Origin of the sequence: Nocardia sp. NPDC050717 (assembly GCF_040654275.1) — a bacterium.
Lineage (GTDB): Bacteria > Actinomycetota > Actinomycetes > Mycobacteriales > Mycobacteriaceae > Nocardia.
Genome location: NZ_JBFAHR010000002.1, coordinates 457,250 through 478,232 on the forward strand (window position 1 = coordinate 457,250; position 20,983 = coordinate 478,232).

General features: G+C 70.9%; 24 protein-coding genes. 13 read left to right on the plus strand and 11 right to left on the minus strand.

Annotation, left to right across the window (positions count from 1 at the left end; all coding sequences use genetic code 11):
- Nucleotides 1-82 precede the first annotated feature (82 nt).
- From AB0H56_RS08165 to AB0H56_RS08200, 8 genes are all read left to right on the plus strand, one after another.
- The gene (locus AB0H56_RS08165) at nt 83-724 is read left to right on the plus strand and encodes a fasciclin domain-containing protein (protein ID WP_357158992.1); all 642 of its coding nucleotides are present in this window, start codon (nt 83-85) and stop codon (nt 722-724) included.
- A 122-nt stretch (nt 725-846) separates the two neighbouring features.
- Complete coding sequence (sigK, locus tag AB0H56_RS08170) at nt 847-1,494, plus strand: ECF RNA polymerase sigma factor SigK (protein WP_357158995.1); 648 nt, start codon at nt 847-849, stop codon at nt 1,492-1,494.
- On the plus strand, nt 1,491-2,222 hold the full coding sequence (locus AB0H56_RS08175; RefSeq protein WP_357158998.1) for an anti-sigma factor: 732 nt from the start codon (nt 1,491-1,493) through the stop codon (nt 2,220-2,222). Before sigK ends, AB0H56_RS08175 begins: the two co-directional genes overlap by 4 nt.
- Nucleotides 2,223-2,271: 49 nt before the next feature.
- Nucleotides 2,272-3,801 (plus strand): molybdopterin-dependent oxidoreductase, encoded by a 1,530-nt coding sequence (locus AB0H56_RS08180; protein WP_357159001.1) that lies wholly within the window; start codon nt 2,272-2,274, stop codon nt 3,799-3,801.
- Between the two features lie 37 nt (nt 3,802-3,838).
- Entirely contained in the window at nt 3,839-4,471 is a 633-nt protein-coding gene (locus AB0H56_RS08185; RefSeq protein ID WP_357159004.1) for a hypothetical protein, read from the plus strand.
- A complete protein-coding gene (locus AB0H56_RS08190) occupies nt 4,468-5,487 on the plus strand; it encodes an alpha/beta hydrolase family protein (RefSeq protein WP_357159007.1) in 1,020 nt (339 codons plus the stop codon). The genes AB0H56_RS08185 and AB0H56_RS08190 overlap by 4 nt, the downstream gene beginning before the upstream one ends.
- Nucleotides 5,488-5,607: 120 nt before the next feature.
- Nucleotides 5,608-6,567, plus strand: a complete 960-nt coding sequence (locus AB0H56_RS08195; protein ID WP_357159010.1) for an ABC transporter substrate-binding protein — start codon at nt 5,608-5,610, stop codon at nt 6,565-6,567.
- Nucleotides 6,568-6,657: 90 nt separating this feature from the next.
- The gene (locus AB0H56_RS08200) at nt 6,658-7,170 is read left to right on the plus strand and encodes a DUF732 domain-containing protein (RefSeq protein WP_357159013.1); all 513 of its coding nucleotides are present in this window, start codon (nt 6,658-6,660) and stop codon (nt 7,168-7,170) included.
- Between the two features lie 104 nt (nt 7,171-7,274).
- Here the strand turns inward: AB0H56_RS08200 and AB0H56_RS08205 are convergent, their stop codons facing one another.
- From AB0H56_RS08205 to AB0H56_RS08220, 4 genes are read right to left on the minus strand one after another with little or no spacing between them, the layout of a single operon-like run.
- The gene (locus AB0H56_RS08205; RefSeq protein WP_357159016.1) at nt 7,275-7,901 is read right to left on the minus strand and encodes an MBL fold metallo-hydrolase; all 627 of its coding nucleotides are present in this window, start codon (nt 7,899-7,901) and stop codon (nt 7,275-7,277) included.
- Nucleotides 7,898-8,983 carry an S-(hydroxymethyl)mycothiol dehydrogenase gene (locus AB0H56_RS08210; protein ID WP_357159019.1) on the minus strand — a complete coding sequence of 362 codons (1,086 nt, stop codon included), beginning with the start codon at nt 8,981-8,983 and terminating at the stop codon, nt 7,898-7,900. The genes AB0H56_RS08205 and AB0H56_RS08210 overlap by 4 nt, the downstream gene beginning before the upstream one ends.
- A 56-nt stretch (nt 8,984-9,039) precedes the next feature.
- The gene (locus AB0H56_RS08215; RefSeq protein WP_357159022.1) at nt 9,040-9,258 is read right to left on the minus strand and encodes a three-helix bundle dimerization domain-containing protein; all 219 of its coding nucleotides are present in this window, start codon (nt 9,256-9,258) and stop codon (nt 9,040-9,042) included.
- 38 nt (nt 9,259-9,296) lie between these two features.
- Nucleotides 9,297-10,172, minus strand: a complete 876-nt coding sequence (locus tag AB0H56_RS08220) for a hypothetical protein (RefSeq protein ID WP_357159025.1) — start codon at nt 10,170-10,172, stop codon at nt 9,297-9,299.
- A gap of 244 nt (nt 10,173-10,416) precedes the next feature.
- On the opposite strand from AB0H56_RS08220, the gene AB0H56_RS08225 reads away from it, so the two are divergent.
- Together AB0H56_RS08225 and AB0H56_RS08230 are read left to right on the plus strand one after the other, a co-directional pair.
- Nucleotides 10,417-11,193, plus strand: coding sequence for an ankyrin repeat domain-containing protein (locus tag AB0H56_RS08225; RefSeq protein WP_357159028.1), 777 nt, complete (start codon nt 10,417-10,419; stop codon nt 11,191-11,193).
- A 39-nt stretch (nt 11,194-11,232) separates the two neighbouring features.
- Nucleotides 11,233-12,150 (plus strand): alpha/beta fold hydrolase, encoded by a 918-nt coding sequence (locus AB0H56_RS08230; RefSeq protein ID WP_357159031.1) that lies wholly within the window; start codon nt 11,233-11,235, stop codon nt 12,148-12,150.
- Here the strand turns inward: AB0H56_RS08230 and AB0H56_RS08235 are convergent.
- The gene (locus AB0H56_RS08235) at nt 12,134-13,126 is read right to left on the minus strand and encodes a GlxA family transcriptional regulator (protein ID WP_357159034.1); all 993 of its coding nucleotides are present in this window, start codon (nt 13,124-13,126) and stop codon (nt 12,134-12,136) included. The two genes, AB0H56_RS08230 and AB0H56_RS08235, sit on opposite strands and share 17 nt — an antisense overlap.
- Nucleotides 13,127-13,271: 145 nt before the next feature.
- Between AB0H56_RS08235 and AB0H56_RS08240 the strand changes: the two genes are divergently transcribed.
- Nucleotides 13,272-13,838 (plus strand): hypothetical protein, encoded by a 567-nt coding sequence (locus AB0H56_RS08240; RefSeq protein ID WP_357159037.1) that lies wholly within the window; start codon nt 13,272-13,274, stop codon nt 13,836-13,838.
- 54 nt (nt 13,839-13,892) lie between these two features.
- Here AB0H56_RS08240 and AB0H56_RS08245 read toward each other — a convergent pair whose 3' ends face one another.
- A complete protein-coding gene (locus AB0H56_RS08245; protein WP_357159040.1) occupies nt 13,893-14,411 on the minus strand; it encodes a hypothetical protein in 519 nt (172 codons plus the stop codon).
- Nucleotides 14,412-14,527: 116 nt separating this feature from the next.
- On the opposite strand from AB0H56_RS08245, the gene AB0H56_RS08250 reads away from it, so the two are divergent.
- Entirely contained in the window at nt 14,528-15,202 is a 675-nt protein-coding gene (locus AB0H56_RS08250) for a TetR/AcrR family transcriptional regulator C-terminal domain-containing protein (RefSeq protein ID WP_357159043.1), read from the plus strand.
- Nucleotides 15,203-15,209: 7 nt separating this feature from the next.
- Here the strand turns inward: AB0H56_RS08250 and AB0H56_RS08255 are convergent, their stop codons facing one another.
- The gene (locus AB0H56_RS08255; protein ID WP_357159046.1) at nt 15,210-15,863 is read right to left on the minus strand and encodes a TetR/AcrR family transcriptional regulator; all 654 of its coding nucleotides are present in this window, start codon (nt 15,861-15,863) and stop codon (nt 15,210-15,212) included.
- Between the two features lie 150 nt (nt 15,864-16,013).
- Here AB0H56_RS08255 and AB0H56_RS08260 point away from each other — a divergent pair, with 150 nt between their 5' ends.
- The gene (locus AB0H56_RS08260) at nt 16,014-18,047 is read left to right on the plus strand and encodes a CocE/NonD family hydrolase (RefSeq protein WP_357159049.1); all 2,034 of its coding nucleotides are present in this window, start codon (nt 16,014-16,016) and stop codon (nt 18,045-18,047) included.
- A 7-nt stretch (nt 18,048-18,054) separates the two neighbouring features.
- Here the strand turns inward: AB0H56_RS08260 and AB0H56_RS08265 are convergent, their stop codons facing one another.
- The 4 genes from AB0H56_RS08265 to AB0H56_RS08280 are packed head-to-tail and all read right to left on the minus strand — an operon-like array spanning nt 18,055 to nt 20,785.
- A complete protein-coding gene (locus AB0H56_RS08265; RefSeq protein WP_357159052.1) occupies nt 18,055-18,666 on the minus strand; it encodes a UdgX family uracil-DNA binding protein in 612 nt (203 codons plus the stop codon).
- On the minus strand, nt 18,663-19,445 hold the full coding sequence (locus AB0H56_RS08270; RefSeq protein WP_357159055.1) for a DUF72 domain-containing protein: 783 nt from the start codon (nt 19,443-19,445) through the stop codon (nt 18,663-18,665). Before AB0H56_RS08270 ends, AB0H56_RS08265 begins: the two co-directional genes overlap by 4 nt.
- A 23-nt stretch (nt 19,446-19,468) precedes the next feature.
- Nucleotides 19,469-20,431: a TIGR03557 family F420-dependent LLM class oxidoreductase gene (locus tag AB0H56_RS08275; RefSeq protein ID WP_357159058.1), complete on the minus strand. Its 963-nt coding sequence runs from the start codon at nt 20,429-20,431 to the stop codon at nt 19,469-19,471.
- Nucleotides 20,432-20,452: 21 nt separating this feature from the next.
- Nucleotides 20,453-20,785 (minus strand): plasmid stabilization protein, encoded by a 333-nt coding sequence (locus AB0H56_RS08280; RefSeq protein WP_357159061.1) that lies wholly within the window; start codon nt 20,783-20,785, stop codon nt 20,453-20,455.
- Nucleotides 20,786-20,983 lie beyond the last annotated feature (198 nt).

Below are 20,983 nucleotides of genomic sequence, written 5' to 3' on the forward strand. Positions count from 1 at the left end.
CCACAGCGGTGCGCTGGCCGAACTCCATGGCATCCAAACCAGTGCGGCTCCTCGGCCGCTCGACGGAAGTGACGGATCGATCATGCGAACCCTGCGCACCACGCTCGCCGCGACCGCTCTGCTCGGTGCCGTGCTCGGCGCCTCGGCCTGTTCCGACGACGACTCGACCACCTCGGCGCCGACCTCCACGACGACCACGGCCCCGGCAACCTCGATGGACTCCGCGGCCGCGGGCCCGGTCGGTCCCGGCTGTGCCGACTACGCCGCCCAGGTCCCCAGCGGGCCCGGCTCGGTGAGCGGCATGGCCCAGGACCCGGTGGCCGTCGCCGCGTCCAACAATCCGATGCTCACCACCCTCGTCTCGGCGGTGTCGGGCAAGCTCAATCCCGAGGTCAACCTGGTCGACACGCTCAACGGCGGCCAGTTCACCGTGTTCGCGCCCGTCGACTCGGCGTTCGCGAAGATCGATCCGGCCACGATCGAGTCGCTGAAGACCGATTCGGCCACCCTCACCAAGATCCTGACCTATCACGTGGTGCCGGGCCAGATCGCACCCCAGGCGATCGCGGGCACGCACAAGACGGTCGAAGGCGCCGAGGTGACGGTGACCGGCTCCGGTGACTCGCTCGCGGTCGGCGACGCGAAGGTCGTCTGCGGTGGAGTCGAGACCGCGAACGCCACCGTCTACATGATCGACAGCGTGCTCATGCCGCCTGCCGCATGACCGCTCCGGCGGTCGGACGAGAGAGGATGATGGCGGCAGCGAAGAAAGTTGCCGACAGCGCCCATCCGAACCACGGCGCTGGCCGAAGTCCCTCTCATGCTGATGCGAGCAGGTACCAGACGATGACGAACGGGCAGCGCGCCGTACCGATCCGGCTGCGGTCGGTGACCGACCCCGCGCCCGCGTGCCCCGCCGTCGCCAAGCCCGACCACGCCGTCCAGGCCCGGCTCATCACCCTGCTGGACGAGGTGGCCGCCGGTGACCGTCGCGCGTTCGCCGAGTTCTACCGGGCGACGAGCCCGCGGGTCTTCGGGCTCGCGTTGCGGGTGGTGCGCAACCACGGCGCCGCCGAGGACATCGCGCAGGAAGTGTTCCTGCAGGTGTGGTCGCTGGCGGGGGAGTACGACGCGAGCAAGGCCAGTCCGATCGGCTGGTTGATGATGCTCACCCACCGCCGCGCGGTCGACCGGGTGCGGGCCGAACAGTCCGCCACCAACCGTGACCTGGTGTTCGGCCACGCGCACCTCGGCCGCGATCACGACATCGTGGCCGAGGAGGTCGGCCAGCGGCTCGACGAGCAATCCGTGCTGGACTGCCTCGACACCATGACCGAACTCCAACGCCAAGCGGTGGCGTTGGCCTACTACAGCGGGCGCACCTACGCCGAGGTCTCCGAGACCTTGGCGGTGCCGTTGCCGACGGTGAAGAGCCGGATCAGGGACGGGTTGAAGCGCCTGGAGAACTGCCTGACCGGAGGTGACGCCCGATGAGCGAGACAGAGTGGCGGACACCGCGACCATGGCTCGACGAAGCCTATCCCTACGCACTCGACGCGCTCGATGACGACCAGCGCCGCGCGGTCGACGACTGGCTCGACGCCGCGGGCCCCGACACGGCCGCGGAGTTCCGTGCCGTTGTTCGCCGCATCCAGGAGACCACGGCGGCGATGACCGTCACCGACGCGGTGGCGCCCCCGGCCCGGCTCGAGGCCGCGTTGATGCGCGCCCTCGACCAGCTCGACCCGCAGGTACGCCCGCTCACCCGGCGGGACAACGGCGATCGGTGGCCGCTGCGGTGGCTGCTGGCCGCGGCCGCGTTGATCGTGGCGATCGGCGCGGGTTCCTGGCTCGCGGTGGTGGTTGACCGGCCCGACGGCGGTTCCGGCGAGATCACCGCACAGCAGGTGCTCGACGAGCCCGACAGTCGCGAGTCGTCGGTCCCGATCGACGGTGGCGGAGCGATGACGGTGTCGCAGTCCGCGACGCTGGGCGCCGCGGCGGTGTCCTTCCAGGACATGCCCGCGTTGCCGGGTGACCGGGCGTATCAGCTGTGGCGCATCCCGACGGGAAGCGCGCCGAAGTCGGTGGCCGTCATGACCGATGAAGCCTCCGTGGTCACCGCCGTCGATCCCGCCGACACCCTCGCGGTGACGGTCGAACCCGCCGGCGGCTCGCCGGGGCCGACCACCTCACCGATCGTCAGCATGACCGTCGGCTGACCCGCCCCCGGCGGGCCGTGCCGGCACTCGAAACCTCAGGAGTGACAGCATGGTTCGCAGTGCCCGCGAGCTCGGCCGCACCGCGGCGGCGATGGCGGCGACGGCGGCCGCGGCGACGATACTCGGCGTCGGCCACCTCGTCGCGGCGTTCGTCGATCCGAACGCCTCCCCGTTCTTCGTCCTCGGCGCCACGGTCGTCGACCGGACGCCGAAGTGGTTGAAGGACAGTGCCATCCGCTGGTTCGGCACCAATGACAAACTCGCGCTGGCGATCACGATGGCGGTGGTCATGGTGGCGGCGGCGGTGCTGATCGGGCTGCTCGCGCGGCGTGCACCGTGGCTCGCCGCGGGTGTGCTCGCGGCCCTGGGCGTCGCGGTGGCGGGTCTGGCGCTGCTGCGGCCGGGCGCTGGTCCGCTGTTCGCCGTCCCGGCCCTGGTGGGGACGGCGGTGGGGACCGCCGCGTTCGGTCTGCTGGTCTCGGCGCCGGTGGCGCCGCGCGGTGCGGACGGGCCGACGCGGCGCGGGTTCCTGCTCGCGGTGGCCGCGGTCGCGGCCGGAGCCGCGGCGGCGGGTGCGGCGGGACGGATCGTCGGGGCGAGACTGCGCGATATCGCCGCCGACCGTGCGGCTTTCGTCCTGCCACGGGTGAGCGCGCCGGCCGCGCCGGTGCTGCCGGAGATGGACCTCGCGGTGCCCGGATTGACCCGTATGGTCACGCCGGCGGCGAGCTTCTACCGCATCGACACGGCTCTACAGCTGCCGTCGTTGACCCGTGCGCGGTGGCGGCTGCGCATCCACGGGATGGTGCGGCGCGAGATCGAGCTCGACTTCGACGCGTTGACCTCGCGCACTGCCGTCGAGTCGCTGATCACGCTGACCTGCGTGTCGAACGAGGTCGGCGGTGACCTCGCCGGCACGGCCGTCTGGACCGGCTACCGCCTCGCCGACCTGCTGGCGGAGGCCGAACCCGGCCCCGGCGCCGACATGGTCCTCTCGCGCAGCGTCGACGGGTTCACCGCGGGCACACCGCTGGACACGATCCTCGCCAACCCGGACGCGCTGCTGGCCGTGGGAATGAACGGCGCCCCGCTGCCGGTCGCGCACGGATATCCGGCGCGGCTGATCGTGCCCGGCCTGTACGGCTATGTCTCGGCCACCAAGTGGGTGGTCGAGCTGGAACTCACCCGGTTCGACCGCGCTCGGGCGTACTGGACCGAACGCGGTTGGGCGGCAGAGGCGCCCATCAAGACCGCGTCGCGGATCGACGTCCCCGCGGCGTTCGCGACGCTGGCGCCGGGCCCGGTGACGGTGGCCGGAGTCGCCTGGGCGCAGGGACGGGGAATCTCGGCGGTCGAGGTGCGGGTCGACGACGGCCCGTGGCGGCCTGCCACCCTCGCCGCCGCGTACTCCCGGGTTACCTGGCGGCAGTGGACGTGGTCGTGGGATGCCTCGCCCGGCACCCACACGCTGCGCGTGCGCGCGATCGACGGCACCGGGACGGTGCAGACCGACGCCAGGACACCGCCGTTCCCCGACGGCGCCACGGGGTGGCACAACCGGGTGGTGACAGTGCGCTGACGCGACGTCGGCGGAAACGAACCGAAGGGAGTACTGGATGGGCGAGATCATTGTCGCGAGCACCGTCCGCGACGGCGAGCGCGAATTCGGCATAGAGATCTCCGAACCGGAACAGGACGCGGCCACCCGGGGCTGGCAGTGCACCTACCGGGTGGACGGCACGCGGACGCGCCGCGTGCGCGGCCCGGACCGCTTGGCCGCCCTGTACGCGGCGCTGATCGATGTCGACAGTCCCGCAGTCCTTTTCGCCCTCGCGCAACGGCGGGGTGAGGACGGCCGCCGGGAATCGCCGGTGGGCCGCCGACCCGGCGGCGACTCGGCCGCACACGTGCCCAACGCCCGCGAGTTCGGGCCGCCGCTGGGCGCCCGCGCGGTCGAGACAGCGCACGGTCCGGTGGTGGTCGTGCTCGGACGCCCCCGCCGCGATCCGAACCGCACCCACACCTGCCTGTGCCCGTTCCGCATCGCCGACCGCACCGAAGCGTTCGGCCACGGCTTCGACGACGTGCGCGCCGTGCTGTCGGCGATCCGGAGCGTGAGCGCGATCCTGGACGTCCCGCGCGACTGGCCGTCCCCGGTCGAACCGCCACCCCGCTCTGCCGCGCGCCCCGAACCGCGGGGTTCCCGGCACGTACTCCCACCCAGCGACGAGAGGATCACCCTGCCGTGAGAACACAGCGACGACGCCCACTGCTGCCGCTGACCATCGTGAACGCCGTAGCCATCGCCTGCGCGCTGATCCCGGCCGCGGCGGCGCACGCGGATCCGGAATCCGCCCGCATCGTCTCGGTGTCCTCGATCGGTGAGCGCCGCGACGACATCGCGGTCTACTCACCCGCCATGGGCAGACCGATCACGGTGCAGGTGATCCGGGCGGCGGACTCCGGCCGTCCGACGTTGTATCTGCTCAACGGCTCGCAGGGCGGGCCGAACGGCAGCGGCTGGGACGCGCAGACCGATGCCCAGGAATTCCTGCGCGGCAAGGATGTCAACGTCGTCACCCCCGTCGGCGGCGCGAGTTCCTACTACACGGATTGGCTGCGCGACGACGCGGTGCTCGGGCGCAACAAATGGCAGACCTTCCTGAACGATGAACTGCCACCCGTGGTCGAGAGTTATCTGGCCGCGAACGGCGACCGTGCGGTGGCGGGTGTGTCGATGAGCGGCACTTCCGTGCTCAATCTGGCGATCGCCAAGCCCGGCTTCTGGAAGTCGGTGGCTTCCTACAGCGGGTGCGCCCAGACCTCGGACCCGATCGGGCAGGAGTTCGTGCGGATCACCGTCGAGAACTGGGGCGGTGGGCAGAGCGTCGAGAACATGTGGGGGCCGCGCGGCGGTGCGATCTGGCGGGCGAACGATCCGTTGCTCAACGCGGAGAAGCTGCGCGGCACCGCGGTCTATCTCAGTACCGGCACCGGAATTCCCGCGGCTCCGCACGACACCCCGGCTGACCCGCGCGTCCAGGACGGCCGGATTCCGCTCCCAGTCCAGATCGCCTTCGGCGGGCCGATCGAGGCCGCGGTGCGTGTGTGCACCCGCAATCTCGCCGATCGCCTGCACGCGTTGGACATCCCGGTCACGGTCGACGAACGCCCGGTCGGCACGCATTCCTGGGGCTACTGGGAGGACGATCTGAAGACCTCCTGGCCGTTCCTGGCCGGATCGATCGGCAGCGCGACACCATAAGGGTTGCCTTGCCTTACTCGATGTCCTAGGGTTCGCGGAACGGTAGCCACATCGAGGAGGGTCGTCATCGCGAACAAGGATCGACAGGGCAGTGCCCTCAGCCGCCGCCGGTTCTTCGCGGTGGCCGGGGCGGTCGGGCTGGGCGCGGGACTGGTGGCCTGCGCGGGCGGCGCCGACGAGTCGGCCGACGGCGCGGGGAGCTGGGAGTTTCCCGATGGGCGCGGTGGCACCGTTCGGGCCGGGCAGACACCCGGCCGGGTCGTGGCGTTCACCGGGTCCGCGGGCGCGCTGGTCGACTACGGCGTGCGCGAGCGCATCACGGGCATCTTCGGTGAGGCGCGGTCGGCGGATCTGCTGGGCGAGCTCGATCCGACCTCGGTGACGGTGATCGGAGACGCCTGGGGTCAGTTCGACATCGAGAAGTACGCGACCCTCGAACCCGACCTGCTCGTCACCGATTCCTATGTGCCAGGGCGGCTCTGGTACGTCCCCGACGACAACCTGGCCAAGATCGAGTCGGCGAACCCGAACGTGGTCGCGGTGGAGATCGCCGGTCACCGCCTGCCCGACATCATCGCGCGGTACCGGGCGCTGGCCGAGGCGCTCGGCGGCGACATCGCGTCCCCGGCGGTCGCGGCCGCCGAGCAGCGCTTCGCCGCCGCCTCGCAGGCCGTGCGCGACGCCGTGGCGGCGAATCCCGGCGTGCGTGTGCTCGCGGCCTCCGCCAGTCCCGAGCTGTTCTACGCGTCCGACCCGCGCGCGTCCGCCGATCTGAGCTATTTCACCGAGCTCGGCGTTGACCTCGTCGTCCCCGACCAGGTGGACCCCGGCGGCTACTTCCAATCCCTGAGCTGGGAGATGGCCGACCGCTATCCGGCCGACCTGATCCTGCTCGACGACCGCGACTCCGGTCTGCAGCCGACCGCGCTCGCCGACCGCCCGGTCTGGCGCAATCTCCCCGCGGTCGCCGCCGGCCAGGTCGCCCCGTGGTCGCCGATCTTCCGCTTCTCCCACGCCGCCACCGCCCCGCTCCTGGAACGCCTGGCGACCTCGATCCGTACCGCGAAGAAGGTGCGCTGACCACGCGACGATCCACCGGGGCCGGGTGATAACACCGCGGCGAGGAACAGCGATCTTGTCACGCTGTTCGCTTCGTACCCAAGGAGATCCGTGAGTCACCCGCAGTATCCACATCGGCCGGTCGGACCCTACCCGCCGCAGCCGCCGCGCCGGACCAACACGACACTGTGGGTGTTGCTCGCGGTCTTCGGCGTGCTGTTCCTGGTGTTCGGCGGCTGTACCGCCGCGGTGCTCGTCGCCGCGGACGGCGTGGAGCAGCGCCCGAGCACCGAGGTCGCCCCGCCGAGCGGCGGTCCCGGCGTACCGTCACCCACCACGCCCCCGCGCTCGAGCGCACCGCGCCCCGCGACATCGACGCCGAACGCGACGTTCGACCGCGAGCTGGCGGAGCAGGTGTACATCGCCACCCTGGACGAGCAGGGCATCTACTACTCGTCCCGGCAGGCCGCCTTGGACCTGGCGACCGCGGTCTGCGATGAACGCGCGGCCGGTGTCTCCGAAGTCGAGATGGTCACCGCCCTCGCGGAGAAGGGCTATTCGATCAACGACGCGGCCTATCTCGTCGCCGCCGCGGAGAGCCAGTTCTGTCCCGAATATGCCTGACGGAAGGCGTCGTTCACGGCACACACGGTGTTGTGGCGCGGATGCTCCTGGACGCGCCCTGCTCGATGCCGCCCGCTGACCCACGCGGGCGGCACCCGTCGCCCTCAGTGACCGCGCGCGATCCATTCCGCCAGTGCCGGCTTCTCGGCGCCGATGGTGGTCGTGTCGCCGTGACCGGTGTGGACCGTGGTCTGCTCCGGCAGGGTGAGCAGGCGGTCGCGGAGGGAATCGATGATGGTGTCGAAGTCGGAGAACGAGCGGCCGGTGGCGCCGGGTCCACCGGCGAACAGGGTGTCCCCGGTGCACAGGGCCGCCAGCTCCGGCAGGTGCAGGGAGACCGAGCCGGGGGAGTGGCCCGGGGTGTGCAGGATGTCGATGTCGGTGCCCGCCACCGTGATCCGGTTCGTGTCGGCCAGGGAGCGGTACGCGGCGTCGGGGTGGGTCATCCGCCACAGCGGTTCGTCGCCCGGATGGAGCAGGACCGGCGCGTCGAGGCGCGCGGCCAGTTCCGGGGCGACGGTGACGTGGTCGTTGTGGCCGTGGGTGCACAGGATCGCGGCGACGTGCCGGGAGCCGACCGCGGCCGCGATGGCCTCGGCGTCGTGCGCCGCGTCGACGACGAGGACCTCGTCGTCGTCGCCGATCAGCCAGACATTGTTGTCGACCTCCCAGGTTCCGCCGTCGAGCGCGAAAACGCCCGAGGTCACGACCTTCTCGATGCGGGCGGTCACCGGACCACCACCGAACGCAGCACCTTGCCCGCGCCCATGGCCGCGAACGCCGCCTCGACCTCGTCGAGCCCGATGCGCTCGGTGACGAAGCGCTCCAGCGGCAGCCTGCCCTGCCGGTAGAGGTCGACGAGCATCGGGAAGTCGCGTTCGGGCAGGCAGTCGCCGTACCACGACGACTTCAGCGCGCCGCCGTGCGAGAACAGGTCGATCAGCGGCATGTCCAGCGTCATCTCCGGGGTCGGGACGCCGACGAGCACGACGGTGCCCGCCAGGTCGCGGCCGTAGAACGCCTGCTTCCAGGTCTCCGGCCTGCCGACCGCGTCGATCACCACGTCGGCGCCCCAGCCGTCGGTGAGCTCCTTGATCCGCTCCACGACGTCCTCGGCGCTCGCGTCGATCGTGTGGGTGGCGCCGAACTCCCTGGCCCACTCCAGCTTTCGCGGATCGCGATCGATCGCGATGATGGTGCCCGCGCCGGCGAGCCTGGCCCCGGCCACGGCCGCGTCGCCGACACCGCCACAGCCGATCACCGCGACGCTGTCACCGCGGGAGACGGCGCCGGTGTTCATCGCGGCGCCGATGCCGGCCATCACGCCGCAGCCGAGCAGGCCCGCCACCGCCGGATCGGTCTCGGGATCGACCTTGGTGCACTGCTTCTCGTGCACGAGGGTCTTGTCGGCGAAGGCGCCGATGCCCAGCGCCGGGGTGAGCGGGGTGCCGTCGGTGAGCGTCATCGGGACGCTCGCGTTGTGGGTGTCGAAGCAGTACCAGGGGCGGCCACGGCGACAGGCCCGGCACTCCCCGCACACCGCGCGCCAGTTCAGCACCACCACATCGCCCTCGGCGACGTGGGTGACCGCGGCGCCGACGGTCTCCACCACGCCCGCGGCCTCGTGGCCGAGCAGGAACGGGAACTGGTCGTTGATCCCGCCCTCGCGGTAGTGCAGGTCGGTGTGGCAGACGCCGCAGGCCTGGACGCGGACGACCACATCGTGCGGCCCCGGATCGGGGATGACGATGTCGACGGTCTCGACCGGCGCGTCCTGCGCTCGGGCGATGACGGCGCGTACGGTCTCGGGCATGCGGTACTCCTCGGGTCGGCGTGATCTCCTCCCACGCTAGCGCCGCGCCCGCTCGCTCAGTCGGGGATGGGTGGTATCTCGCCGGTCGGCGTGCCGAGTTCCTCGCGCACATGGTGTTCCACGAGCAGCGGCACGAAGTCCCGGACGTGCACCTTCGCGAAATGGTCGTAGGCGTGCTGGACGATGTCGGCGATCTCGGCGGGGGCGATTGTCGGATAACGGATGGTCAACCGTTCGATGACCTCGTCGAGTTGCTGATCCTCGTGAGTAGTCATATCTCAGGGTTACCCGCTGACCCCGCCGGGTCAACACGTCATTTCTCGTCGAAGACCAGATCGGCGGGCGGATGGGTCAGGCGCACGGTGTCGCCCTCGACGACGGTGATCGTGTCCAGGCCGGTGGTGGAGTGCCCGGTGGACAGGATGAAGAAGCGGTCGGCGGCCTGGGCGAGAAAGGCGGGGAATCCGGCCAGCGACAGGTCGCCGTCGCCGAGCTCGAGGTAGTCGGCCAGGCGGCGGAAGAGCTTGGGCAGCAGCACCACGTCGTCGGTGAGCGAGGTCGGGGAGGTCACCGCGGCGCCGGTGGTCGTCACGTCGGCCGCCCACACCCCGAGCGGGGTCGGCGCGGTGGCCGCGGCCGCCGAGACCGCGGCGAACTCCGCGCGCAGGGTGGGGAACAGGCTGCGATAGAACGTCGGATAGGCCAGTCCGGTCGCCAGCTGGTGGTGGTTGAGGGTGAGCCGCAGCAGGGCGACGTCGACGAACATCTCGCTGCCCGAGGCCTGCGGGGCGGCCCCGCGACCGGCGAAGGCGACGCAGCGACCGTGCAGATCGGCGCCGCGCGTGAGGATGTACCCGGGGACGATGTCCTGGTCGGTGGCGGTCACCGTCTCCGCCTCGTTGCGCACCACGCCGGTGAAGCCCAGCCAGGCGAGCAGCTCCGCCGCGGCCGCGTGGGCCAGGGGCAGCGGCTGGTGGGTGCGGGTGCCGTGCCGGGGCGTGTAGTGCGTCTCGAGCGAGTCGATGCCGTCCAGGCGCAGCTGCGCGGCGCCGGAGGCATTGCGCTTGACGCGATGGGGGCCGGGCACGCGGTCCCATGTGGTCGGGTCGTCGGGCCGGAAGCGCACCGAATCGCCGTCGGGCTGGGCGCCCTCGGCGACGAAAACTCCGGAGATCAGCAGAAACGGCATCGCGTGTCCTTCGTCTCGTGCGCGGGGCGGGCGGGCGCCGGGCGGCCGCGCGGGCGTACCGCACCCAGTCTGGATATGCGCTGGCGCGCAAGGCAATACGGCCACCTCGATGGTTTTCCCGCTGTTCACGCCGCGGTCACCCCGGTCGCCCATAGACGGCGTCGATCGAGGTGATCGGTGATGCGTCCTGGACGCGATCGCCGCTGGTGGGCACGGTGGAAGCGAGCTGACCAGAGGAGAAACCATGCATCCCGCTCGATCGACAGTCCGTGGCGCCCGCGCGAGTGTGCTCGCCCTCGCTGTGCTCGCGGTGGGCATCGGCGCCTGCTCCGCCGACCCGCAGCCGCCCGCGGCGGCGACCTCGACCTCGGCCGTGGCGCCCGCGCCCGTGGGCACGACGGCGCAGGCGCCGCAGACCACCCGTCAGCTCGACCACAGCCTCGACGACGACCTGCTCGACGCGGCCGAGGACAACGACGCGGACCGCGTGCGCGACCTGATCGCGCGCGGCGCCGACCTCGAAGCCCGCGACGACGACGGCCGCACCCCGCTGGTCGAGGCCACCAAGAACCGCGCGAGCGCGGCCGCGCTCGTGCTGATCGACGCGGGTGCCGACGTGAACGCCAAGGACGATCTGCAGGACTCGGCGTACCTGTACGCGGGCGCCGAGGGCATCGACGACATCCTCGCCGCCACCCTCGCGCACGGCGCCGACGTGCGCAGCGTCAACCGCTACGGCGGCACCGCGCTCATCCCCGCCAGTGAGCACGGGCACGTGAGCACCGTGCGGATGCTGATCGCCGCCGGGGTCGACGTCAACCACGTCAACACGCCGCGGTGGACGGCGCTGCAGGAGGCGATCGTCTACGGCGACGGGTCCCAGCGCTACCAGGAGACCGTCACCGCCCTGCTCGAGGCGGGCGCCGACCCGGGGATCCGCGACGCGGACGGGCGCACCGCGACGCAGAACGCCGAACGCCTCGGCCAGGACGCCATCGTGGCGTTGCTGCGCGGACGCTGAGCCGTACCGCCGTTCACCTGCGCGGACTATCCTCTTTCCATGGCGGAGGAAGCGCTGTTCCTTGACCCCGTGATCGGGCGACCGGCGATCAAGATCGGCTACTTTCCCGATCGGTGGGCCTTCGACCGGTTCGCCGCCGCCTACAACGCCGCCATGGCCGCGTTGCCGCGCCCCGATGCCATCGCCGCGGTCGCCACGTCCTTCGGCCCGGTCCGCGCCTACCGTTTCGGTCCCGGCGGCGACACCCCCCTCGTGCTGCTGGCCGGACGGCAGGCCAGCACCCCGATGTGGGCGGCGAATCTGCCGAGCCTGCGGGCCGAGCGCACCGTGTGGGCCATCGACAGCATCGGCGAACCGGGCGCGAGCGCCCAGCACCGCGAAGTGGCCGACGGCCGGGACCAGGCGACCTGGATCGCGGAAACCCTTGCCGAACTGGGCCTTTCGCGCGCGCACCTGCTGGGGGTGAGCATCGGGGGCAACCTGGCCGTGCACACGGCGCTGCACCGGCCCGACGTCGTCGCCTCGATCACCCTGCTCGATCCGGCCAACACGTTCGCGCCGCTGAGCTGGAAGATGATCGCGGTGTCGCTGGGCAGCACCGTGCCGATGATGCCGGACGGCCTGCGCCACCGGCTGCTGAGCTGGATCTCCGGCGGCGCCCCGGTCGACGAGACGGTGCCGGAGGGGCAGCTCATCGCGTCGGGGATGAAGGACTACCGGGGCGCGCAGCCGCTGCTGCCGCGCCCGACCGAGGAGCAGTTGCGCGGTCTCACCGTCCCGGTGCTCGCCCTGTTCGCCGGTCGCAGCATCGTGCACGACGCGGCGAAGGCCGCCGAGACCGCGCGGCTGATTCCCGGCGCGCAGGTGGAGGTGTGGCCGGACGCCTCGCACGCGATCAACGGCGAGTACCCGGAACGGATCGCCCGCCGCTTCGCCGAATTCACGGCGACGCTCTGACCGATCCCTGGTCGCCGTGCCGCGTGAGCGTGGCCCGGTAGTGGGCGGGCGCCACGCCGAACTGCCGCGTGAAGGCCTGCCGGAGCGACTCCGCCGTGCCGAAACCGCAGCGCGTCGCGATCACCGCGACCGGTGTCGTCGTGTGCACGAGCAACTGCGCGGCCGCCTCGACCCGCGCGCGGCGGATGTGTCGACCGGGCGTGACGCCGAGGTACCGGCCGAACAGGCGGGTCAGGTGGCGAGCGCTCACCCCCTCGCGCGCGGCCAGCGCCGCGGTCGACAGGTCGTCGGCCAGGTGCGCCGCGATGTGCGCGGTGACCCGGCGCACGAGCGCGTGTTCGGCCTGGGGTTGCGCGATGAACATGCTCATCTGCGCCTGGGAACCCGGCCGCTGGAGATAGGTCACCAGTCCGCGCGCGACCTGTCGGGACAGTTCGGCGCCGTGGTCCTCCTCGACGAAGTCGAGCATGAGGTCGATCGCGCTGGTGACGCCCGCGGCCGTGGCGATGTGGCCGTCCCTGATGAAGATCGGATCGGAATCGACGGTGACAGTGGGGTATTCGGCGGCGAATTCGTCGGCGGCGATCCAGTGCGTCGTCGCCCGTTTGCCGTCGAGCAGGCCGGCGGCGGCCAGGACGCTCGCGCCGGTGCACACCGAGGCGACCCGCCGGGTGACGGCGGCCAGCCTGCGGACGTGGGCGAGCAGCGCGGTGTCGCGCGCCGCCTCCTGATGGCCGAGGCCGCCGGAGACGACGAGGGTGTCCAGCGGTCCGGTGATGCGCTCGAGCCGGGTCTGCCCGTGCAGGCGGAGTCCGGAATCGCAGGTGATGGTGCGCCCACCCCTGGTGGCCAGCTCGATCCGGTACGGCGGCTCGGCGCCGATCCGGTTCGCGGCCTCGAGCGTGCTGGTGATGCAGGCGAGGTCGAGCAGTTCGGCGCCGTCGTACCCGATGACGGCGACGGTCCGTGTGCTCATAGCGTCAGTGTAGGGCCGTCCCGCGGTCGCCGCGCTGGTCCGTACCGACGGGAATCCCAAGAAAACAGACCTGATCCGGCACGGCCGTGGACGCTCGCCGCGACGAACGCGAGGCTGAATCCATGGTGCTCGACGGAGGTGGGTCATGACGGTGACCAGGGAACGAATCACGCAGTGGGACCGGCGGTTCCACCTGGTGCGGCGCTGGCCGAGTGCGATCGCGCTGGTATTGCTCGTCCTGATCTGGCCCACCGGGGCCGAGAACACGGTGCGCGCACTGGCCGAACTACTGGTGGTGCTCCCACTGATCTACCTGGTCACCGCCGCGCTCGGCAGACCGGACCGGACCTGGCTCGTCTTCGGCTCCCTCGCCCTGCTGGTGGCGCTGCTCGGGGTGTGGGATCGGGTGCCGACCACGGCCGTGCTGGCGGCGATCGCGGTGCTCGTCGTCGGGTACGCCGCGGCCACCGGGCGGATCGATCGGGTGTTCCTGCTGCAGCTCGCCGGATTCGTGGTGTTCACCGCCGTCGCCGTGCTCGCCCAGCGGGCCGATCTCGGGGTGGCCAGGGCGCTCGTGGCGGCCGGGTGGATCGGGCACGGACTGTGGGACTACGAACACCGGCACGCCCGCCGCACCGTCGCCGGAAGCTTCGCGGAGTTCTGCGGTCTGATCGACATCGTGGTCGGGGTGGCCGTGCTCGTCGTGCCCTAGTGCGACACGCGACGACGCCACGGCCGTGCGGCCGTGGCGTCGTCGTCCGGGTACTCAGCCGAGGATCGAGACCGCGAGCCCGAGCAGTGCGCCGCCGAAAACCACGGTGTTGCGGACCTTCTGGAGGGTCCAGGTCCAGGCCGGGAAGCCGGCCTCGGCGCGGTCGAGCAGGGCGGGGACATCGATGCGGGCCAGCTCGGGATCGCCGGTCCTGGCGAACGCGGCCGTCACCGACTTCGCCGCGGTGAGATTGCTGTAGACGATCACGCAGTTGCCGAGGAGGACCAGCCCGAGTACGACCCAGTTCACCGGGCGGGCGAGGTCGAGACCGGCCAGGTTCAGCGTGGCCGCGGTGAGCATGATCGCGGCGACTCCGAGCGGGGCGGCGCTCTCGTGACCGCTGGCGTCGAAGCGCATGCCGTGCTCGTGCAGCGCGGTGGTGCGCACGCCCTGCCTGGCCAACTCGGCCTGCGCGGTCGCCATGGCGGCCTTGCCGTAGCGGTGCCGCACGACCGGCATGCTCAGAAACGCGGCGGCGATGGCGATCTCGATGAGGGCGACCAGGGTGTTCATGGGGTGCTCCGATCCGACTTGAACTAAGTAAAAGAACCATAGCGCCTCACTTGAACTAAGTGCAAGAGCCTGCTTGAACTTTGTGAAAGTCGGCGGCGCGCGCCTATCGTGGCGGCATGGCACGCGACACCTTGACCAGGGAGCAGATCGTCGGCGCGGCGATCGAACTGCTCGACGCGGACGGCCTCGACGGACTGAACATGCGCAGCCTCGGCCAGCGTCTCGACTCCGCCCCGACCGCCATGTACTGGCACGTGCGGAACAAGGACAACCTGGTTCGCCTCGCCGTCGACGAGGTGTGGGGCGAGATGACCCTGCCCGACCCCGCCGCCACCGACTGGCGTGCCGCGGCGGAGGCGATGGCCACCGGGATGTACACCGTGCTCGCCCGGCATCCCTGGCTGGTGCAGGCCCAGGCGAGTCATCTGCTGTACGGCCCCAACAAGTCCCGGCACGACGAGCACGCGCTGGCGCTGTTCGAGGCGGCCGGCTTCGACGACGATGCCGCCGATCGCGCCGTGGCCGCGATCTTCCTGTTCGTCCTCGGCAACGCCACCGGCCCCGCGGCGAATGTCTCGCTGCGCCGACGGCTGAGCAAGGGCGGCGCCGACCCGGAAACTCCACTGGCGGCGGCGATGGCGGAGGCGACCGCGATCGCGGGGGAGTTCCCGCACCTGCGCGCCCGCATCGAGCGGGCCGCCGGCACCGGCTACAACGCCGCTCCCGACAGCACCTTCCGGTTCGGGCTCGCCGCGCTGCTGGACGGTATCGGCGCGCGAACGACGTTCTGACGCGGCACTATTCGGTGGTGGACGCGATGCGTGCGAGGACGGCGGTGACGACGAGGAAGCCGCTGTCGACGACGTCGGCCAGCGGCTGGCGGTAGTCGTCGAGGACCCACTTCTGGGCGATGATCAGGATGGCGCCGACCAGGCCGAGGACGACCATCCGCACGCTCGCCTCGGGGTGGTTGTCCAGGTCGACATACGGCGTGAGCAGGGCCAGGCAGATGTCGACCAGCGCGTCGAGGACGTCGTGATAGGCGCGATCGACCGTCGGGCTCACGCCGAGGATCTCGAAGAAGGCGATCCGCGGCACCCGGGGGTCGTCGCGGATGAGCTGGAAGTACGCCGTCAGCGCGCCGCGCACCCTGGTGTCGATGTCGGCGTCGGTGTCGCCGATGCCGAGATGGATCGCCCCGAGCATGCGCGCGGTGACCTCGCGATACACCTCGAGCAGCAGATCCTCACTGTCGGTGAAGGATTCGTAGAAGTACCGCTTGCCGACCCCGGCCGCGGTGCACAGCGTGATGACGGTGGTGTTGCGGTAACCCTCGGTGCCGAAGGCCTCGGTCGCGGCCTCGATCAGCCGGGTCCGGCGCTCCCGCTGCCGCTGTCCGGGCGCGGCACCGCGGTACCTGCGTCCGTCGGGATCGAGTTCGGGCGCGCTCACGACACCGATTCTGTCAGGTGCGGTCTCGGGGCCGCCGCGCGCGTGGGGATCGCCGGGAACATGTTCTTGCGATCGAACGTGACGCAGGCTACGTTACTTCCCGGTACGGGAACGTCGTGGTTCCCGATGGTGGAGGGCTGAGACCGAAGCATGATCAAACATCGAGGGCGATTCGCCGCCCTGGTCGCGTCTGTCGTGGTGTTGGTGGGGGCGGTCGCCTCGGCCCCGGTCGGCCGGGCATTGCCTGCCAACGGTGGCCTGGACGCGCAGTTCGTCGCCACCCACAACGGGCCACAGCAATACCCGAACGTCTTCATCGAATGGGACGTGCCGATCACCATGAGTGACGGAACGGTATTGAAAGCCAACGTCTATCACCCGGCGGGCGCCGACGGTCAGCCGATCACCGAGCCGACCCCGACCATCGTCAACATGACGCCCTACACCAAGCTGGTCTCCAACATCGCCGACTCGACGCTGTCGGTGCCAGGGCTGTCGGACCTGCTCATGCCGGTGCTGCAGAATCTGGACTTCACCCCGTTCGGTTTCAGCACCCTCAGCGACATGATGAAGGCGCTGCCCGGCGGCGCCGCCCGCACCTTCGGTGTCGACCGCAATCTGATCCGTGGCGGCTACACCCAGGTCGTCGTCGACGTGCGCGGCACCGGATTCTCCCAGGGCACCTGGCAGGTGTTCGGCGAACGCGAACAGCTCGACGGCGTCGAGGTGGTCGACTGGGCCGCGAAGCAGGGCTGGTCGAACGGCAAGATCGGCATGAGCGGCATCTCCTACTCGGGGATCAATCAGCTGCAGACCGCGCAGCGGCAACCCGAGGCGCTGAAGGCGATCTTCCCGATCGTGCCGGGCAGCGACCTCATCCGCGATGTCGCCGCGCCCGGTGGCGCGCTCGGCATCGGCTTCATCCCCGCTTGGCTGCTCGCCGTCGACGGCGCGAAACTGCTGCCGGATCTGGTCTCCATCCTGAGCGGCAAGTTCGACTGGCAGTGGCTGGCCGACCGGGTGCGCGACCCGTTCACCTTCTTCAATGTCCTCATCGCGGCGCTGACCACGCCGACCGTGGAGCAGATCCCGCCGGAGATGGCCTCGATCCTCGACGACGAGAGCCCGCTGCGCACCGCCTGGGTCGGCGACCCCGAGCAGGTGCGGGTGCCGACGTTCCTCTACGGCGGCTGGCACGACATCTTCACCTACTCGACCCCGCGCATCTACAACGCCGTCGACGTGCCCGCCGAGCAGAAGAAGCTCATCATGGGCGACGTCTACCACGTGACGGTGAGCTCGGGCCTCGGCCAGGCCGGTGCGCCCGCACCGCTGGAATCGTTGCAGCGGGCCTGGTTCGACAAGTGGCTCAAGGGCATCGACAACGGCGTCGACCGGTACGAGCCGGTCACCCTGTGGCAGCAGGGCAGCGAGCAGTGGACCTCCGACGTCGCCTTCCCGCGGCCGGGGATGCAGCACCGGCGGCTCTACCTGGACGGCGCGCCGTCGGGGACCGCGCCGGGCGCCAGGTACGACGGCAGCCTGGTCGCCGCGCCCGGTGCGGCACAGCGGATCTCGGTCGACCCGAGCCTGACCACGATCTGCTCGCGCGACGCCGCGCAGGGCACGGCGGGCCTGGTGCCGCTGCCGGATGTCTGCGTGGAGGACGCCAGGATCAGTGAGGGCGCCGCGCTCACCTTCACCTCCGCCCCGGTCACCCAGCCGACCCGCATCTCCGGCGCGATCGCCGCGCACCTGAACACCGTGCTCGATGCGACCGACGGGTACTGGACCGTCACGGTCAACGATGTTGCCCCCGACGGTCGCTCGACCGTGTGGACCCAGGGTCAGCTGATGGCCTCGCTGCGCGCGGTCGACGACGGCAAGTCGACCCGTTCGCCCAACGGCGACTACACCGATCCGTATCCGATCCTCACCCTCGACACCCGCCAGCCGGTGGTGCCGGGAGAACCGACCACCATCGACATCGGCGTCCGCGCCACCGACGGCGTGCTGCAGCCCGGCCACCGGCTGCGCGTGGACGTGTTCGCGAGCAACTTCCCCAGCGGAATCCCGTTGCGGCCGTTGCTGAACGAGAGCGGCCTGCGCACCCAGCACCTGGAGCTCGATCCGGCGCGGCCGAGCTGGATCAACGTGCCGATGGACACCGATCCGGGCTGGTGACCCGGTCTCACCCTGCCGCGAACAGGCGCCGCAGGTCGTCGACGAACGCGGTGTAGGCCCGCGCTCGGTCCTCCGCGCGCAGGACCGAGGCGGGGTGCACGGTCACCCCGACCCGGTGGTGCTCGCCGTCGACGACCTGTCCGCGCAGCTCGGTGACCTTCGCCTGCGGGCCGAGCACCGACTGGGTGGCGATCGCGCCGAGGCAGATCACCAGCTTCGGAGCGATGAGTTCCAGTTCGGTCGCCAGCCACGGCGCGCAGGCCACGATCTCGGTCCGGCGCGGTTGCTGATGGATGCGGCGCTTGCCGCGTTCGACGAACCGGAAGTGCTTGACCGCGTTGGTCAGATACAGCGTGTCGCGGTCGACGCCGATCTCGGTGAGCGCGCGATCGAGCAGGTGCCCCGCCGGGCCGACGAACGGGTGCCCGTCGAGATCCTCGTCGTTGCCGGGCTGTTCGCCGACCAGCACCGTGTCGGCCGTGGTGGAGCCCGCGCCGAAGACGGTCTGGGTGGCGTCGCGATAGAGATCGCACCCGTGACACCGTGCGGCGGCGGCACGCACCGTCGCGAGGTCGTCGGTGCGTGGAACGTATTGCGCCGCACCCGGATACTTCGTCATCGGGACGGCCCCGCCGTGGCCTTGGCCGGTTCGGGCACCCGGGTGACGGGCGCGCCGGCCCGGTCGGCCAGCCGCGCGAAGGTGATCGCGTCGCCGACCGCCGCCCCGCCCGGATCGTTGTTGAAGTAGACGTGCAGGTCGGCCTCGGCGGGCCAGCTGTCGAGCAGCCGGTGCACCCAGCTGTCGAGGGCCTGGCGACCGTAGTGCGGCGGCGGGTAGGCGCGGCCCGCGTGCAGCCGCAGATAGGCCCAGTCGGTGGTGCGCCAGCGCGGCGTCACCGGGTGCGAGTCCCGATCGGCCCAGGCCAGGGCCGCGCCGTGCGATTCGAGCACCCCGCGGACGTCGTCGGTCCACCAGGACTCGTGGCGCGGTTCCACCGCCACCCGTACCGAGCGCGGAAAGCAGCTCAGGCAGTCGTCGAGCAGGGGCGCGTCCGCGCGCAGGGTCGGCGGCAGCTGCAACAGGATCGGACCGAGTTTGCCGCCGAGGCCCTCGGCCCGATCCAGCAGGCGGCGTACCGGTTCCTCGGGGTCGCGCAGGCGCTTGATGTGCGTGAGGTAGCGGCTGGCCTTCACCGAGACCAGGAAGTCCTTCGGGGTGCGGGTTCGCCACGCGCCGAAGGTGTCCCGGCTCGGCAGCCGGTAGAAGGCGTTGTTGGACTCGACCGTCGCGAAGGACTCGGCGTAGTGCTCGAGCCAGCGGCGCACCGGCATGTTGTCGGGATACAGCAGCCCGCGCCAGTCGCGGTACTGCCAGCCGGAGGTTCCCACCCGGATCACCGCGTCACCTCCCTTTCCTGTGGTCAGCCGGACGCGGCGCGCAGGAGCGGATCGACTTCGCCGGCGTAGAAGTCGAGGAACGCGTCCATGTCCGGGCCCGCGTTCATCAGGACCACGCGATCGAATCCCGCGTCGGTGTACTGCCGCACCGCCTCGACATAGTGTTTGGGGTCGTTGCCGCAGACGAAGGCATCGAGCATGTCGTCCTCGCGCACGGTCGTCGTCGCGGCGGCGAAGTTCGCCGGATTGGGCAGCTCGCTCATCACCTTCCAGCCGCCGACCGCCCAGCGATTGGTCGACAGCGCGGCCGCCGCGGCCTCGCGCTCGGTCTCGGCGAAGGCGACGCCGAGTTCGGCGTAGCGTGGTCCCGTGCCGCCCGCGTGCTGGTAGGTCCGCACGAGTTCGCCGTTGGGCTCCGTGCTGAACAGCCCGTCACCCAGTTCGGCCGCGATCCGCGCGGCCGCGGCGCCACCCGCCGCCACCGCGATGTCGGGCAGCCGGTCGGGCAGGTCGAACACCCGTGCGTCCGACAGCGACAGGTAGCGGCCGTCGTAGCTGCGATATCCGCCCTGCCAGAGCAGCCGGATGATCTCGAGCGCCTCGCGCAGCATCGCCTGCCGCGTCGCCACGGGCGGGAACTCCCGGCCGACGACGTGCTCGTTGAGCCGTTCACCCGAGCCGATGCCAAGGGTGAAGCGCCCGTCGGAGACCAGCGCGGTGGTCGCGGCGGCCTGCGCGATGATCGCGGGGTGGTAGCGGATGATCGGGCAGGTCACGCCGGTGGCCAGGCCGATCCGTTCGGTGCGGGCGGCGAGCGTTCCGAGCACGGTCCAGACGAAGGGGGAGTGGCCCTGCTCGTCGAGCCACGGATGGAAGTGATCGCTCATCTCGACGAAGTCGAAGCCGGCGGCCTCGGCCCGAACAGCTTGGCGCACCAGCTCGTTCGGGCCGAACGCCTCGGCGGCCAACTTGAATCCGATCTGCATGCCGCGCCTTTCGTTGCGGGGTCAGTCGCGACCGAGGGCGTGGGCCAGCTCCTGCTTGTTCATCTTCGAGCGGCCGTCGATGTTGCGACGGCGGGCTTCCTCGTAGAGCTGGTCGCGGGTGAGCCCGCGCGGTCCCTTGCGATGGGCGCGCTGACCACCGCGCCGCTGCGGCGAGGTGTCGGTGCGCGAGAGCTTGCTCGACCGATTCGCCTCCCCGGACTGCGCCCGGTTCTTGTTCACCGTGCGCGCCGCGATCTCCTCGGCCCGGTCCTCGCCGACGCCCTTCTCGCGCTGCGACTCCTTGATGTGCTTGTACTGCCGTTCGCGCTTGTCACTCCATGCTTGCTGCGGCATCGCTACACCTCCACATCTCGACGGGTGCTTCTGCCTGCCGTCTACCCGGGCATCGCGAACGGAAACAGCGCGGGCCGATGGTCGCCGCGGTGAAGAATTAACTGTTACTTCGAATACTACATATGTGTATCATTGTGCCAACCGCATCACCGGCGCAGCGGCGCGCCGGGTACTCGCACGAGTATCGCGGGAGGACGA

What these genes read in the sequence shown, in the direction of transcription:
- AB0H56_RS08165 (WP_357158992.1), top strand. Translation starts at nt 83, where the DNA reads ATGCGAACCCTGCGCACCACGCTCGCCGCGACCGCTCTGCTCGGTGCC.
- sigK (WP_357158995.1), top strand. Translation starts at nt 847, where the DNA reads ATGACGAACGGGCAGCGCGCCGTACCGATCCGGCTGCGGTCGGTGACC.
- AB0H56_RS08175 (WP_357158998.1), top strand. Translation starts at nt 1,491, where the DNA reads ATGAGCGAGACAGAGTGGCGGACACCGCGACCATGGCTCGACGAAGCC.
- AB0H56_RS08180 (WP_357159001.1), top strand. Translation starts at nt 2,272, where the DNA reads ATGGTTCGCAGTGCCCGCGAGCTCGGCCGCACCGCGGCGGCGATGGCG.
- AB0H56_RS08185 (WP_357159004.1), top strand. Translation starts at nt 3,839, where the DNA reads ATGGGCGAGATCATTGTCGCGAGCACCGTCCGCGACGGCGAGCGCGAA.
- AB0H56_RS08210 (WP_357159019.1), bottom strand. Translation starts at nt 8,983, where the DNA reads ATGCCCGAGACCGTACGCGCCGTCATCGCCCGAGCGCAGGACGCGCCG.
- AB0H56_RS08215 (WP_357159022.1), bottom strand. Translation starts at nt 9,258, where the DNA reads ATGACTACTCACGAGGATCAGCAACTCGACGAGGTCATCGAACGGTTG.
- AB0H56_RS08220 (WP_357159025.1), bottom strand. Translation starts at nt 10,172, where the DNA reads ATGCCGTTTCTGCTGATCTCCGGAGTTTTCGTCGCCGAGGGCGCCCAG.
- AB0H56_RS08225 (WP_357159028.1), top strand. Translation starts at nt 10,417, where the DNA reads ATGCATCCCGCTCGATCGACAGTCCGTGGCGCCCGCGCGAGTGTGCTC.
- AB0H56_RS08230 (WP_357159031.1), top strand. Translation starts at nt 11,233, where the DNA reads ATGGCGGAGGAAGCGCTGTTCCTTGACCCCGTGATCGGGCGACCGGCG.
- AB0H56_RS08235 (WP_357159034.1), bottom strand. Translation starts at nt 13,126, where the DNA reads ATGAGCACACGGACCGTCGCCGTCATCGGGTACGACGGCGCCGAACTG.
- AB0H56_RS08240 (WP_357159037.1), top strand. Translation starts at nt 13,272, where the DNA reads ATGACGGTGACCAGGGAACGAATCACGCAGTGGGACCGGCGGTTCCAC.
- AB0H56_RS08245 (WP_357159040.1), bottom strand. Translation starts at nt 14,411, where the DNA reads ATGAACACCCTGGTCGCCCTCATCGAGATCGCCATCGCCGCCGCGTTT.
- AB0H56_RS08250 (WP_357159043.1), top strand. Translation starts at nt 14,528, where the DNA reads ATGGCACGCGACACCTTGACCAGGGAGCAGATCGTCGGCGCGGCGATC.
- AB0H56_RS08260 (WP_357159049.1), top strand. Translation starts at nt 16,014, where the DNA reads ATGATCAAACATCGAGGGCGATTCGCCGCCCTGGTCGCGTCTGTCGTG.
- AB0H56_RS08265 (WP_357159052.1), bottom strand. Translation starts at nt 18,666, where the DNA reads ATGACGAAGTATCCGGGTGCGGCGCAATACGTTCCACGCACCGACGAC.
- AB0H56_RS08275 (WP_357159058.1), bottom strand. Translation starts at nt 20,431, where the DNA reads ATGCAGATCGGATTCAAGTTGGCCGCCGAGGCGTTCGGCCCGAACGAG.
- AB0H56_RS08280 (WP_357159061.1), bottom strand. Translation starts at nt 20,785, where the DNA reads ATGCCGCAGCAAGCATGGAGTGACAAGCGCGAACGGCAGTACAAGCAC.